Genomic DNA, 14378 nt, shown 5'->3' on the forward strand with positions numbered 1-14378 from the left:
TCACCGACCGTCGTCAGAATTGAATAATGTTGAGTACCCATAACTGCTATCTCACTCTTTCGGTTTTGGATAAATAGTAATTATCTCGCCATTTAACGAGGCGGTATTATAAATAATCTCTGTTTGTGTTGTCACTGTAGCTTCTACTGGCGCGATGCTGGTTACTCGACCAAACCTGCCTAATTCATCATCCGCGGCTCTGGTTGAGTCCAACATTAAAACAGCATTTGTTTCCAGTCCTGCTAACGATGTGCTGTTATTAATCAGTGCCATTGACGAAATTGGGTCAAACTCAAGCTTATAGAGCTCAACCAATACTGGTATGCTGTTTTCGGCCAGATTGATACCCTCATAGCGCAACGCCAATTGCTCTGGTTTCTTCGTATACAGAGCCGTATTGACATTCCCTGCATAGGTATAAAACACGGATACAGGCTGCACGACAGGAGTCATCAAAAACTCTATGGTTCCAAATAGTGTATCAACGGTGTAGTCAACATCGACTTTCAACCCATCAATCACCAGACGGCGAATATTTGGATAGCGTAATGAATAACGCCCTCCTGCAACAACATTGGTTAATACTTCAGTCCAACGGCCACCCTCAGCTGCAACAACGTTACCTTGCAATATTACGGAAAGATTTTCTGGACTATGCTCATGCCAAACAGCACTCACTGAGCCTGATTGCTCGATAATATGGTACTGGGATACCGCCAGTTGACCACCAAAAGACTGTTTTGTAGTTTTGCGGTCAACTACCAAAGAGATAGTGAGTTCGGAAACATCACCGGCCCAGCGCCAATTTAATGAGGAGCCATCGTTGAGCCTGCGGGCTAAATACACTTTACCCTGGCCATAATAGTACGTTTCATTCATGGCTCGTCCTCTGGCTCTGGCGGCTCAATCGGAACGACGGGAATATACCAGCCACGCGGGAGAATAGCCTGGTAACGATACAGCGATTCTATGCCATCTCGTGTACTACTGAGCGTCAGGATATGCACAGCAGCACCGATGGTAATAATACCGGCTGACTCATACGGCAGTTCAACGCTCTCTTCTGTTGTCTCCAATGACCAAACGACCTCTGACGAGTCCTGGTGAGTGAGCGTAATGGTGTATGCCACGCCAGGCTCAGGACCAATGCTTCCTTCAGTACAATCAAATAACCGATCTGCCTGTAATACACGGTCACGGTGCGCATACGAAAGTACGTAGATACTTGCCCGCTCAACGACTGAAGGGTAGCTGATGCCGTTCACCCGAATATCGCCGGGTATATAGGGACGAAACTGGCGTTGGTTCATCTGTACACTGGATATTGGCGCTAGCGAGACATCCAATGTGGCAATACTGGTTCGAGTTAGCAGGCGCACGTCGACCGATTCGCCAGGCATGTATTCTTGGCCATCGGTTTCGACAACACTCCCCAAGTACCGCAGACGTGAGTTGGCAGCATGCTGGCGCGGTAAGGTATCTGCACAGCCACGGCCAACGATCAGTTTGCCAGTGGCCAGGTCAACGGCGTCAACGCGGACAACCTCATTATCAATGATGACTCCGCTGCCAATAGCGGGCGGGAACGTCATTGAAACATGCAGTTCTGTGTCCAAGGGGCCTGCCTCAGACAGCAATACGGCGGTGGCTGTCCAGTCGCCACGGCCCCGATCGGCAAACTCAGCACCGGCAGCGCGAGACTGCAGATGATAGTTGACTGAGAACGACGTCGGCGCGGTGGCCATCACCCCCAGATAACACGCTTCTGGACTGACGAACGACAGGTCAGCAGCACTCAGTGTTGCCGCCAGGCTGAAATACGGCAGCTCGACCAACTGCATATCGGTGACCGGTACTGCGGTTTTATCTGGCGGTGTCCAACCACTGCCTTGCTGGCCGCTGCTGTAGGATGTGGCCGGAAGCCCGAATACATCCTGCACCGCCGTGATGGTCAATGCCCCAGTGTCGGCCTCGTCAATCTTGCTGACGCGCAGCACCATATTGACGATGTTACGGTCGGGCAGCGACACCCGAAAACAGCTTGCCGGTGTTAGTTGGCCACCGCGCCGGTCAAACTGAATAACCAGGCGAGTTATCCCGGCAGAACCTACCTCCAGATCGCGCTGTGCGACCCTGGCCGCGAGGTCATGCGTCGGGATGGCCTTGTACTCAACGCTGCTGCTGATAAGTCCTACAGACTGGATGGAACCCAAGTTTTGCGCCCGGACTTCGCCGTCTGAATTGGTGACCGGGTCATGATAGGTCACCGTGATTTCATTAGCGGCAGTATCCGAACTGGTGCTGTCATCGTCCTGCACGGCGATGATGCCGTTGTCATAGGTAAACAAGGGTAGGTCATCCGGGTTGTAGTCATCGCGGATGAGTTTCAGCGTCGTCTTCCCCGTGGACAGGTCACCGTACTGGGCTGCACCGATATGGTCCAGCATCTGCTGGACGAATGTGTCCAGGCTGTCCTGGCGATTGTAGCGAAAACACAAACCAAACCCTTCGGCATAGAGTTGGTCAGCAGCATAACGGTAGCTGTCCAGGTCGAGATCTTCATTCAGCAACAACCCTCGGCCCCAGTCGCGATTGGTCGCGCATTCAACCAATATATGCGCCGGGTTCATCGCATGGATAGCCCGTAGATTAGCGATAACATCCTGTGTCATTTCGTCCTGGCCATCAATCTGAGCCTGCGTGTTCTCAAGACGTATCAGGCACTTTTCTGGGTACCAGACGATATCGCGATCCCACCCTTTAGTCGTTCGGCGATTACGATAAGCCCAGGGCTTTGGGCTGGCGCTGTAGCAACTGATCAACCCACTGAAGAAGGTAGTGACCATGCCACGAAACCCCGGAACCAGACCGGATAAGAGCTTCAGGACATTCGGGGTCGGTACCTGGTCGGCTTCCCCCATCGCGACTTCGAATATCCCTTGAATGCCACCTTCACCGCCTGTGTCGTCACCGCCAAACAGGTTCGGCTTATCGATAAATATGGAGGTGCTACTGGAAAGCTGCCCTTCATAACCTGCAAACACGGTCTTTTTATCCGCAGTAATAGCGACAATCTCATTGATTGGCCCACGCCCAAGACCCGCGTGGATATCCCAGGAATAGCGGTATCCAACCGTAACCTTGCCGCCACCACCTTTGCTGCCACCCATTATTTTGCGTCTCCGTTATCTGCCGCTGCTTGTGCCTGTTCAACAACGCGTATCGCCAGTGCATCGCCGGTGGCCATAAGAAGGTCTGACTCAATGCCTCCGTTAGCGATAAACGCTTCGACATCGAGGTTATAGCGGGTGAAGAACGAACGAAGCCCCCAGGCACAACCGCCAGCAGCGCGAATGTGTTCCATCGTGATCAGCATGTTGTGCTCCTTATTTGCGAATGGCGTCATAGCGATAGTTGCCATAACCGAGAACGAACCAGTCTTCTGTCCAGCAATCGCCGAAAAAAACGCACTGTGGGGTTCCCTCTGTTGGCTGTGGCATTTCCCAGTCATCTTCCGTGGCAGCTTCTGGCGTGGTGTTCTTGGGTTTCGGAGCCAAGGCTCGGCTAATCAGGTATGACGCCACGAGGGTGGCCACGAACTTGGCGACTGCAAACCACATAGTTACCTCCTCAGAACAGTTTGATAATGGTGTAAGGGCTTTTGCCTGGCATGTGGGGTGTCCCGCCGTAATTCAGGTGATTGGCGAACTTGGCTGCACAGACGTCGATTGTGCGGTTGCAACCGGGGTACAACGTCACCGCCTGACCAACGGACAATCCCACTGTGCCGCCAAGCAGCCCTATCTGGTTGCCGTTTTGCGCTTTCATTCCACGCCGCTCAATGACCCCATCGACAATCCACTCGATATAGCCCCCTGAGAAATGGTCTTCAGCCAGTCCGCCAGGCAAATTGACGGTCACACCGGCACCGTCCAGCGCCTGGATGGTTGCGCCAACGGCGAACTGTTGTTGATTGACTTTGCAGTTATGGTCGTAAAGGGCATAAGGACAGGCTCGGTTCCAGGTCAGACGTAACCCAACCTGGTTGAATGTGCTCGCCAGGCTGGACGTCAACATGCGGGCGCGATCAATGGCTTCGCGTTTCACTTCTTTAACCGTACCCACCCAGACGGTGCGGAACTCAGCAGCCGTATCATCAATATGAAAACGGTGAATGCGGATGCGCAGCGGGCTGCTGGGCGGGATGCCCCGGAACAGTTGCACCACTGCATTGTCGACCGGAGCGGTAATGTCCAGGCTGTTGCCACTACCGGCGCTCAAGCCGTTGTCGCTGATGGCGGTTTGCGTCCAAATATGGCCACCGACCTCGATATCACGGTCAGCATTGGTGTAGCGGTAAAACACCACATTGCCCCGGATAAACTCATAGAGCGTAACGGGACGGCCATCGGCGGTTGAATACTCAAACTGATTCCAGCTCATCTCTGATCCCCCTGAATGTGGTTGAAACGGTGGCTAGGCCATCGGCATCGGTGACGTGTTGCCAGGCAACTGAGTCGGACTCCTGGCGACACAGCGTCAGGTAAGAGATGGAAACGATTTGCTCCATGGCGACAGTGATGTGGGCACCGTCGAGCGCTAGGCGCTCGACGCCATAGTTGATGATGGCCACACCGGTGATCCGGCGATAGAGACAGGTGCCGTCAGCCAGCTCAATACGCAGATCACAACGGCCATTGACCACACCAAGCTCGGCGAACGCCGCATACTCGACCTCAATCATGCCGTTCGCCAGCCCAGAGGCCGGGGTAAAGTCGTTGCTGCCGCTGGATACCCAGATTGCCCGCTGACGGCCACGCAGGAAGTAGAACAACCGGCGCAGTGCTGCCTGTTTCTCACGCCCGACGGATACCCAGTGGTGGTTCATCAACGTGAAAGCACGACGGGCGGTGTCCGTGCGAACGGGAATACCGGAGCCGTTGTCCAGTTCTTGCAACAGTCGCAGGTATTGACCGGTAACCGGCTCGTTCCAGTCTGAGGTCGGTTCCAGCACCGGATGATTACGGTAAACGGGTAATGCCTGGATGCTGTCGCTGTTGGCGTTATGCTCGGTCACCCGGAAACGGATCTGAGCCGAGAACAGACTGTCGGTGTGCCGGGTCAGTGACGGCGGGTCGGTGAGCACTGCAGGGCGCAATGGATACACACAAGACCCTGCTGGCCAGGTCACCGGCAGCGGTGTAGCCAGGGTGATCGCTGACATTGAAATGCCGGTAACGATCGCCAGGCCAACGTCAGCTGACAGACCCAGACCAGACATCAGCAACACCGAACCGCCAACGGTAAAATCACGGCCCACGGTAGGAACGGTAATATAGGTAGCACCGGCTGGGTGATCGACATCCAGCACGGCCACATCGGCGAATACCGGCATGGCCCACTCGGCAGCACCGGCAATGAACAGGGCATTTTCAAACCGCTGCTTGTCGTTGTTACCAACCAGGATACTGAACTCAAAGATGCGCCGGGGAGAGAGACGGCGGGCAATCCGTTGCTCTGCACCCGTAGGTGATGGCAGAACGTCGGTCTTCCACTCCAGCGTTTCAGTGATGCCACCTTGCCAGTTCGGCTCGGCCAACCAGGGTAAACGGCTCATCACTTCATCCCCATCATTTGACGGATCGTAGGGGCGTTAGCCTGGAGGAATGTCATGGCTGCACGTTTACCGCTCAGGCTATTAAATCCGGCAGACATCGCATCACCAGCATTAAAGACCAATGTTTGCTGGAAAAGTGGTTGCTCAGGCACGGTAGCCGCCGGGCTAGCCGCTTTAGTTTCCGGCAGCGACATCGGTGCAGCAGCTACAGGCGCTGGAATACCAGCAAGGCCGCCAGTGGAATGGCGAACTCGCGGCATCCAGCCTTCCAATGCCGCCATGCCGTGACGGTTGAAGTCATGCAGGAAATCCAATGCGCCTTGCTGTTGCACCACAGCGGCTCGCGTCACGAACTCGTTGTTTGAGAGCATCGCCGGGATGGAATCACTGGTTGAGGTACCGGCCCCTTGAATATGGCCACCGTCGGCGGCAAACAACGTACCGATCATGCCCCCCATACCGCCCGATGACCCTATAAGGCTGGATGTAGCCATTTGAGCCAACTGCTGCGCGGCGATTTTAGCCATGCTGTCAACGATGCTCATCGCTAAATTACGCACGGCATCGGAGAGGCTCATGGTACCTTTGGCCAACCCGAGCAGGGAACTTTCGATACCGCTTTGCAGACCATCACGGAATGCAACTGTCAGTTCATTACCGGCCTGGTTGAGCTTGCCGAGTTGATCTTCCAACTGGCGGATCATCTCGCGGATTTTCTCGCCCGCTTCACCAGGTAGATCGGCCATTTCTTTCAGTTGCGGCAGGTAGGCTTTCACCTTGTCGCCAACTTCTTGATGCAACTCGATCAGCCGTTGACGTCCCTGTAGCTCGGACAGCAAACCACCTTGGACTTGCGCCTGGATACTGGTTTCTTGCTGGGCTTGGTAGGTGAACAGATCGTCGAGCTGCTTTTTCATGTCATCGACACGAATTTTTGTTTCGGTGACCGGCAACAGCTTGTCGAGCCAACTCAGCCCTTCGGTGTTACCGCTGGCCTCGAACTCGGTACGTAACTCGGCAAACTTTTCTTTGGCCTGCAGCAAACTGGCTCCCGCCGTGTCGCCGGTAGCCCGCATATATTCAAGCTGCAGTTGAACGTTCTGGGTCGCAAACTCACGGGCATTGATAGCGGCGTTCGCCGTTTCAGCCGCTTCACGTTGTGCTGCCGTTAAATTGCGGGTGGCGATCTCTTCTGCCCGGAGAGCTGCCGCACCCTCTGTACGTTTGGTCGCCTGCTTTACCAGTTGGTCAACAAACCGCTGGTTTTCGGCAAAGGATTGCTTGGTAGACGCAACACTGGCTTTAAGGGCTTTTTGCCGCGCCTCTTCTTCATCCAACAATTCAGCACGAACGCGAGCATCGCTTTGGGCTTCTTCCGTCGCGTTTTTTAACAACCCATGTTCGATTTCATACTCGACCTTGGCCGCATTGGTATTGGCAGTTTTGAGATCTAACTGGCGCTGGAGCTGCTCATTGTACTGTTTGGCTTTTTGCCCTGATTTATCCAAGGCTTTGGCATCAATATCCCACTGGCCGCCCGAGAAGTTGATACCGTCAGTAGACGTAACACCTCGGTCTCGCAAACCGCCTGGCCCCTCGCGAGTGCCTTCAGAAGCCCACATTTTCTGATATTTTTTCTGGAGGTTGTCCAGCGCCTCGGCTTCTTTGTCGGTCTCTGACTTGTTGTTGTCCCAGGTGCGTTTCATCGCATCCGATGCAGCGATGGCATCATCTTCAATCTTCTGCTGCTTGGCTTTTTCTTTAGTGATTTTCTCTTCAGCGACTTGCTTCTTCTCTAAAAGTGCCAAACGTTCTTTAAAAGGGGTCAATGACTCAGCATATTGCTGCCCACGAGCAGCAATTTCCATCTCACTGCCCGCAGCCGCGATCCTTGCTCTGAGCTCCTTGATTTCCTTCGCACGAGCTTCATATTCTGAATCCAAACCCAACGCGCCTGATACTTGGCCTTTTGCAGTTTGGATTGCCTCATTCATGCGGTCTTTAACGTTTTTCCAGCCTGCTGCCACCCAATTCAATTTCGTCTCAAGGTCGACCAAACGATCAGATGCGGCCTCTTTGTATTTTTGGGAGGCGAGTTCGATAGCATCTTCAGTGCGGCCCTGTTCCTCTAGTGAACGGATACGCTGATAGGTTTCAGAGTCTAACCAGTGGTATTGCTCGCTGCTGTTCCTGGCCCAGTCAGAAGCACTGTCGGTCATCCTGACGAACTCGGAAACCACCTGATCAGCTGATTGGCCAGTGAGTTCGGCCATCACTGATGCCGCTTGTGCGACTGACTCCAACGTTTCACTGGTAAACTTGCCACTACTGACCAGGCCATTGAGGATATCGCGCATCTGGCTGTAGTCGCCGGTCATATCACCACCGGCCTGCGCCATCAACTCCAGTTGGCCAGCGGTAACCCCGGCATAGTTGCCTGTCTGCTGAATGCTGGAATTGAACCTGTCCTGGTCGTCCATTACTGAGTAGATAGCCGCTGCTACACCGACCACGGCCCCAGCCGTGAGACCAAGCCCCAATCTAACGGGGGTGATGAGTGCAGGCAAAGCCCGCAAGCGAGTCCCAAAATAGTCGAGACCATCAAGCGTGGATTGCCAGTCACCAGAAGTGATCTCACGGATCAGCTCTGACAACTCACGCAACGCACCGGTCATGCCTGGTGCGTTTGCCGATGGGTTATCAGAAATTTCCCCTAACGCATCACGTTGAGCCTGTATCTTAGCCAGATAGTCATCAAACGAACCGGTATCAATCAGGCCAGATTTATAGGACTTACGCAGTTTCTCTTCTTGCGCATCCAGCTTGGCGAACGCTTTCGTGACGGGATCAATACTGCCCAGCAGGTTGTCCAGGTCTTTCTTCAGCTTGTCGACTTCTTTGGCATGGCCCTCAGCGGCTTTTGCTGCGGCTTCTTCAGCCTGTGCGACCTTCTGTTCCTGCTGGTACAACTCATGGCCACGCGCACTTTGCGCATTCCAGGCAGCGGTAACCTCTTCAGAGCTACGGGCCGCGCGCTGTGATTGAGACGCCGAGGTACTCAGTTCGCTGTTCAGTGTTTGCTGTGATTGCGCCTGTTGGCGGGCAGCTTCCGCTGCAGCGTTCTGGGCTACAACTGTCGATTGCAGTTGCTGATTGCTGGTTGCTGCGTTTTCCCCTGTTGCCTTAATTTCACCCGCCAGTGCTTCAAGGCTTTGCTTGGCCTCAGCCATATCAGCGGTAATACGTAACGCAAGATTGAGGGTAGAGTTTCCAGCGGCCATGACAGCACCCTATATAAAGGAAGAGAATTGCCCTGAGTTACTTTTTCAGGGCGTTGATACGTGTGTTGGCATCCTTGCCACCCTCAGACCCGGCATAGACATCCAGTATCCGGGCGATGCTGTCCTGGTTATCCAGATGCAACGCCTCCCGGTAATACAGCATCAACTGGCGATAGGTGTAGTGGGCGAGCCTATCCGGGTTGTGGCCTGCGCGGATCAGCGTGGCGAAGACTCTGCCAAATCCAACGGTTTCTTTAGTGCGGCCCGGATCGTTACTTGCCGAATGGCAGCACTCATAAAAAAACGCCGATTCGCCGTCCAGAACACATCGATCAGCGTCGAGCCCTCACTGGCGGGCAGACCGCGTACCCATTCAGATGGCTGGTCACAACTGCGGGCCAATAACAGCGGTAACGAATGTGCATGCTGTGCCAGAACATCCATCACGGCCTCAAACCCCGGATACTCGGACTGCATCACCTCCGCCAGGCTGGTAATGATGGGCTTCAGTTCGACATGCATGGCAAGCGAATCGTCCAGCGTGAACTCGCGCACGGTCAAGTGCGTGCCAGCGATGGTTACATCAATGTTGGGCAGCAGAATTGACACGTCATCACTGGCATCAGGTACTACCGCCACAGGTTTTGCTGCTGGCCCCCTCGGTCTTTTGGTTTTCCGGCTCATTCTGCAGGCTCCGCAACATGGATGATGCGACCAAAGCGGCTGAGTACCGGGTCAGCAGGGCGGTTGGTATCGAACAGCACACCCGCCGTTGTTTCCAGCCCCGCCAGTGAGGTATCGCTGTTGATCATCGCCAGCGCCGCTGCCGGGTCAAAGACCACTTTGTGCAGGATCTGAATGACCGCCGCCCCCCCTTCAGCCAGGTTGATACCGTCGAACCGCAGCGCAAGTGGCTCGGGTTGTTGGGTAAACATCTCGGTATTAGTGCTCCCGGCATAGGAATAGTTGACGGTCAATGGCAATGCAGCGGGGGCTGGCGTCTTCAGGAAATCAATCGCGCCATACAGGACGTCAATCTCGAAATCTATACCCGGTTCCAGAGTCCCGATTTCTACATCGCTGACGTTTTGATGTTCCAACGTGACACGGCTCCCCGCCTCAACCCCGGCAGGCAACGGTTCCCCCGTGACCGTACCGGCAGGGATCACCACTCGTTCACCGTAAAACACCAGCGCCAGGTTATCGGCAGAGAACTCATGCCAGGTCATGCTCACTGTGCCGTCTTTGCTGATGGGGAAACGACGAACGGTCATGCGCTGCCCAGAGTAAGACTCTTTGTGGGACAGGTTCTCCACTGACAGAGCCAGTGAGAGTACAGACACATCGCCGATCCAGCGCCAGGCCAGTGGCTTGCCGTAAGCGTCACGGCGGGCGAGGTAGACCTTGCCCTGGTTGTATTGATAGGTTTCAATCTGCGACATGATCGTCGTTCTCCTGCTTTGCTTTTTTGCCTGTCTGCGGTGCGGTCACGATGGGGCTGTGGCTCACTGCAGGTGGTGCAATACGTCCGCGCCGTTCAAGCCACTTGGCTTCTTCGTCACTGACATCGATGGTGTCACCCGCCGTAACGGGCTTCCCCTGATGGGTATGTGGCCCACTCAGTGTTACTTTTTGCATCTCATGCCCCCGATAACGTGGTTCACCATAAAGACATCCATCCAGACCAGGGTTCCAGCGTCATAATCCAACACATCGCCCTTCACCCATTGAATGCCGGTGGTGCAAAACTTGTTGGGTACCCAGCCAATCAAATGTTCACGCACGGTACTGATTAGCGGGTTAACCTGATGCGTCAACCCCTCGGCTCCCTGGCCATAGTTGCGAACTGAAATCGCTACGCCGATAACCGCTTCTGCAACTTGGGCACGACTACCGTTGCCAGGGGTACCCCGTTCCGGCCCCATCAGGACATAAGCGCCTGGCATCGCAAAACCTGATAGGTCGGTGACTTTGCCGTACTCCACAATGGTGCCGACCTGGCTGAAGGGTTGTGGGTCAATCGCCCGCAACCGCTCAACGACCAGGTTGATATCAAACGGGGCGCTACTCATTTGCCGAAGTCCCGCAAGGAGTCCATGCTGAAGGTGCGACCAGGGCCGGTAATGTTTGGGCCGCCCCCAGCCGCAGGCAGTGGATCTTCGATCCCCAAGCTGTAATCCCCCTTGACGACATCCCTCAACAGCCTCAATGCATCGCGATAGTCACGCACAATGGGGTCAGTCTTCTCATCAGTAATGCGATGAGCATGGAGCCGATAGCGGGTGATATCCAATGCCCACCCAGAGAGGATCGGCGGGATAACTGTCAACGGCAGGCGGTGGCCACGCTGGCGGAGAAAGCCATCAATCAGCGACTGCGCTTTCTCAACCGCTTCTCCGATGCGCTCAACGGCGGCCAGAGCAACCTCGACCTCAGCCGGTGGCCAAGGGCTGGTGTCTTCACCGCGTAATAGCGCATCCAGAAGCTCCGGGCGGGCAGGAGGCTTTCCTGCTTGCTGGGTCGTTTGAGAGAGTTCGACCGCACCAGGCCGTTCTGCAAGGTGCGCGAGCGTTACATACCAGGCCGTTGTCATGACACGCTTCCTCAAAATACGGCGGGTTTGGCTACAGCGCGTTTTGCTGCCATGAAACCCTGTTGCAAGTTGGTACGGGCGATGGCCAACCAGCGCGGATCGATATCCGGGTTCTCGGCCAGGCCATCCAGGTAATCACCGACCAGGTTGCCCAAGTCGGTGAGTTCCTCCATCGCCGCCAGCTCGGCATCGGTGAACTGGCGGTGGGAGCTTTGGGCTTTGATAACTTGCATGGTTTTCACTCTGCAATTGCGTTTTCGAAGAAGAAGCCCAGATCTTTTGCCGCCACAAGCTCTTTAAGTGACTCGCCGACGCGCACCATTTGGCCACCACGCATACCAATTTTGCCGTCAAACTCGGAACCCGAGATACGGTTGCCCCATTCGGCAGTAAAGCCAAATGTCGTACCACCAGAGGTGTCTGCCAGAGTATCGCGGTAGATAAAGGCAGCATGGTTGCCCCAGGCGCGAATGATATTGGGGTTCTTGCCCCTTGGAGCAGTACTAACAAAGGCTTCACCGATCAGGATTTTTTCCATTTCCAATAGATCGGCCAGGAACGGCAGCGGCACCATGCCTTTGTCACCCAACGTACCGTGGTAGGCTTTAACAATGGCAGGATGGCGACACAGGAGCGTTGCTACACGACGCCCAAGAATGCCGAGATTTGGGCGCATGATCACAGAGTCCAGCGCATCAGTGATCTGTGCGGCAGGATCGGCATCAGGGTGGCTCCATTGGTCTGTGCCAGTAAGAACCGTGCGATTTTTGGTGTCGTAACTGTTGCGGTTGAAAACCAATTTGGAGGTTCTCACTTCACGGCCCAGGGCGATCAGGTTTGTAGTTTGCTCAACAGCACGTCCCAATGGGTTAAAGTTCGGTTTGTTTTTGGCATTCTCAATGTCCGCCTGGGGAACGGGCGCATCCAGGGCGTTGTCTTCTGTCGCATCCGTGACTTCCTTCCCTGTGAACTCCACCTGGTTAGGCTGTGAAGTACGGCCTACCAATGTGTCAGGGACAGTGAATCCTTCAGCCAGATCAAACTTGGTGTATTTGAACGCCTGAGTACTCACTGGGACACGAGGTAATACTTCATCCGCAATCAATCGGCGGTTGCGATACGCAATGGTGATGGCCGTTAACTCAGCGTCAACGGGGAAAGGTGCAAATGTACTCATTGTTTCAGTCTCCAAACTTGTTAATAACGGGGTTATGCCACTACGCCTGGCACGATCCAGACAGACCCGATCTCACCTTCATCACCCGGCACTTCGGCATACCCGATGATGTAGTCCCCGCTGCTAGCCACAACAGCATTACCATCCGCATCCGCTGTCAGTGGTGCATCGACGGTCACAACACCGCCATAGCGCACATCAGCCAGCCCAGACTTGATATGGTCAGTTGGACGGCCATCATCGCTGTCGATAATGGTTGTGATGCCCAACAGTAATTTGCTGCCATCGATGGCCTGAGTGATCAGGCTTTCATCGGTGGCGCTGCGCGTGACGATGCTGTAAGACGCGATGGCACCTTCAGCACGACGTGCAATGGTTAATCCTGGAATATTCATTTCTTGGCTCCCCCTTTAACGTGGGCCATCGCTTCAGTCACAGAGATGTTGCGACCTTTTTTGGCTTGCTCATCCTGATAGTTCTGAGCGGCATCAGCCAAAGCATGACTGTCGGCAAAATCCAGCGCGTCGCCTTCAGGCTCTTGACCCGACTTCTCACTGAAATCGAGCAGCTTGGGCTTTTCGCTCAGCACCGAACGCAGCAACTCTTCCGGCGTTTTGCTAACGGTGGTTGAGCCATCGGCAAATGAAATTGGCTCGTTGGCCAAGCTGACAAGCAGCTCCACTACCGTGTTTTTTTGGCGTGGCAGCAGTTGACCCGCTGTGACCAGGCCATCGGCAAATGAGGTAATGTCAGTGCGGCGTTTTGCTGCGGCTGCGTCCTGATCCTGCTTTTCTTTAAGTTTGATCCTTTCTTCTCGGGCATCGAGGTCAGCCTGCCGTGCAGCGAGATCAACTGCTGCACTGGATGCACTCGGATCGATTTTTGACACATTGGACTCCTCGGCATACGCCAGTGGTGAGATTTGCGCATCTTCTGCGGCGCGAGCAGCAAGCTCCTCAACCGATTTGATGCGCCATTGGGGTAAAATCTGGTCGGCTTTTTCCGCGCCTTCCTTTTCAACCAGGTAGTCACGCAAGCCCCGGAACATGTCGGTCAGCAGCTCGGTTTCCCAGGGAATGGCAAACTCCAGCGGGGCGTCAGCCTCAGAGAACGACACATCCGGCAGACCTTTGATAGCCGGAGGCGTTGCGCCGAGAAAACCGACATGGCGCGGGTAGTAATGACCGGGTTTGGGGTTGCCTGGTGAATCTGGCAAATAGAGGGAAAGACTGCGCTTCTTGAAGCTGCCAGCATTGAAGGCTTCAGCAAAGTCAGCGTTGACCTGCTTGGGTTCGGTGTAGACCAGGCCATCACGTACTTCAAAACGAGCAGCCCAGCCATAAGCCGGTGCGGTGAGCTTCGGATGCCCGATCACAAACGGTGCTTCAGAAAGCGCAGGGTCGTAACTGCTGGCCAGATCAATGCAATCATCCAGCGTGAACATGACAGAGCGTCCGTCCATTGCGGTGTGGGTACCGGGTGCAAAGACAGCGAGTGTAGCGGTAGAGGTAGTAGTGGATTTTTGCATTTCGGTTATCGTCCATCACTGTAGATGGCGACATCGTAACGAGGGCGGTACAAACGGTAATTTATCCTCGGACTAAATTACCGACAGGGGGAATAACGACAGTGGGATCATTCAGGAGGGTGGAACATCACCGAGAGCCGTATTAGAACGTATTGTAATACGGCTTGGTGTTCACATTGGCC

Annotated in this window: 17 protein-coding genes; all 17 read right to left on the reverse strand. The window is 54.7% G+C overall.

Annotation, left to right across the window (positions count from 1 at the left end; translation table 11 throughout):
- Positions 1 to 51: 51 nt before the first annotated feature.
- The 17 genes from U869_RS0114885 to U869_RS0114965 are packed head-to-tail and all read right to left on the reverse strand — an operon-like array spanning position 52 to position 14196.
- Positions 52 to 879: a hypothetical protein gene (locus U869_RS0114885; RefSeq protein WP_025121723.1), complete on the reverse strand. Its 828-nt coding sequence runs from the start codon at positions 877 to 879 to the stop codon at positions 52 to 54.
- Positions 876 to 3170, reverse strand: a complete 2295-nt coding sequence (locus U869_RS0114890) for a phage tail protein (protein WP_025121724.1) — start codon at positions 3168 to 3170, stop codon at positions 876 to 878. The genes U869_RS0114885 and U869_RS0114890 overlap by 4 nt, the downstream gene beginning before the upstream one ends.
- Positions 3170 to 3376, reverse strand: coding sequence for a hypothetical protein (locus U869_RS0114895; RefSeq protein WP_025121725.1), 207 nt, complete (start codon positions 3374 to 3376; stop codon positions 3170 to 3172). Before U869_RS0114895 ends, U869_RS0114890 begins: the two co-directional genes overlap by 1 nt.
- Before the next feature lie 10 nt (positions 3377 to 3386).
- Positions 3387 to 3620 (reverse strand): hypothetical protein, encoded by a 234-nt coding sequence (locus U869_RS0114900; RefSeq protein ID WP_025121726.1) that lies wholly within the window; start codon positions 3618 to 3620, stop codon positions 3387 to 3389.
- Between the two features lie 10 nt (positions 3621 to 3630).
- Positions 3631 to 4443, reverse strand: a complete 813-nt coding sequence (locus U869_RS0114905; RefSeq protein ID WP_025121727.1) for a phage BR0599 family protein — start codon at positions 4441 to 4443, stop codon at positions 3631 to 3633.
- Positions 4424 to 5617 (reverse strand): hypothetical protein, encoded by a 1194-nt coding sequence (locus tag U869_RS0114910; RefSeq protein WP_025121728.1) that lies wholly within the window; start codon positions 5615 to 5617, stop codon positions 4424 to 4426. Before U869_RS0114910 ends, U869_RS0114905 begins: the two co-directional genes overlap by 20 nt.
- The gene (locus U869_RS0114915) at positions 5617 to 8898 is read right to left on the reverse strand and encodes a phage tail length tape measure family protein (protein WP_025121729.1); all 3282 of its coding nucleotides are present in this window, start codon (positions 8896 to 8898) and stop codon (positions 5617 to 5619) included. Before U869_RS0114915 ends, U869_RS0114910 begins: the two co-directional genes overlap by 1 nt.
- A gap of 37 nt (positions 8899 to 8935) precedes the next feature.
- Positions 8936 to 9061 carry a hypothetical protein gene (locus U869_RS32780; protein ID WP_255329588.1) on the reverse strand — a complete coding sequence of 42 codons (126 nt, stop codon included), beginning with the start codon at positions 9059 to 9061 and terminating at the stop codon, positions 8936 to 8938.
- A gap of 53 nt (positions 9062 to 9114) precedes the next feature.
- Entirely contained in the window at positions 9115 to 9582 is a 468-nt protein-coding gene (locus tag U869_RS0114925; protein ID WP_369795074.1) for a DUF6631 family protein, read from the reverse strand.
- Positions 9579 to 10340, reverse strand: a complete 762-nt coding sequence (locus U869_RS0114930) for a hypothetical protein (protein ID WP_025121731.1) — start codon at positions 10338 to 10340, stop codon at positions 9579 to 9581. Before U869_RS0114930 ends, U869_RS0114925 begins: the two co-directional genes overlap by 4 nt.
- Positions 10327 to 10536, reverse strand: a complete 210-nt coding sequence (locus tag U869_RS0114935; RefSeq protein WP_025121732.1) for a hypothetical protein — start codon at positions 10534 to 10536, stop codon at positions 10327 to 10329. Before U869_RS0114935 ends, U869_RS0114930 begins: the two co-directional genes overlap by 14 nt.
- Positions 10524 to 10970 carry a hypothetical protein gene (locus U869_RS0114940; protein ID WP_025121733.1) on the reverse strand — a complete coding sequence of 149 codons (447 nt, stop codon included), beginning with the start codon at positions 10968 to 10970 and terminating at the stop codon, positions 10524 to 10526. Before U869_RS0114940 ends, U869_RS0114935 begins: the two co-directional genes overlap by 13 nt.
- Complete coding sequence (locus tag U869_RS0114945) at positions 10967 to 11491, reverse strand: gp436 family protein (protein WP_025121734.1); 525 nt, start codon at positions 11489 to 11491, stop codon at positions 10967 to 10969. Before U869_RS0114945 ends, U869_RS0114940 begins: the two co-directional genes overlap by 4 nt.
- An 11-nt stretch (positions 11492 to 11502) precedes the next feature.
- Positions 11503 to 11724 (reverse strand): hypothetical protein, encoded by a 222-nt coding sequence (locus U869_RS0114950; protein WP_029987802.1) that lies wholly within the window; start codon positions 11722 to 11724, stop codon positions 11503 to 11505.
- Between the two features lie 5 nt (positions 11725 to 11729).
- Complete coding sequence (locus U869_RS0114955) at positions 11730 to 12668, reverse strand: hypothetical protein (protein WP_025121736.1); 939 nt, start codon at positions 12666 to 12668, stop codon at positions 11730 to 11732.
- A gap of 32 nt (positions 12669 to 12700) precedes the next feature.
- The gene (locus tag U869_RS0114960; RefSeq protein WP_025121737.1) at positions 12701 to 13063 is read right to left on the reverse strand and encodes a hypothetical protein; all 363 of its coding nucleotides are present in this window, start codon (positions 13061 to 13063) and stop codon (positions 12701 to 12703) included.
- On the reverse strand, positions 13060 to 14196 hold the full coding sequence (locus U869_RS0114965) for a hypothetical protein (RefSeq protein WP_029987803.1): 1137 nt from the start codon (positions 14194 to 14196) through the stop codon (positions 13060 to 13062). Before U869_RS0114965 ends, U869_RS0114960 begins: the two co-directional genes overlap by 4 nt.
- Between the last annotated feature and the right edge of the window lie 182 nt (positions 14197 to 14378).

It is taken from the genome of Serratia sp. H1w (assembly GCF_000633355.1).
GTDB lineage: Bacteria > Pseudomonadota > Gammaproteobacteria > Enterobacterales > Enterobacteriaceae > Chania.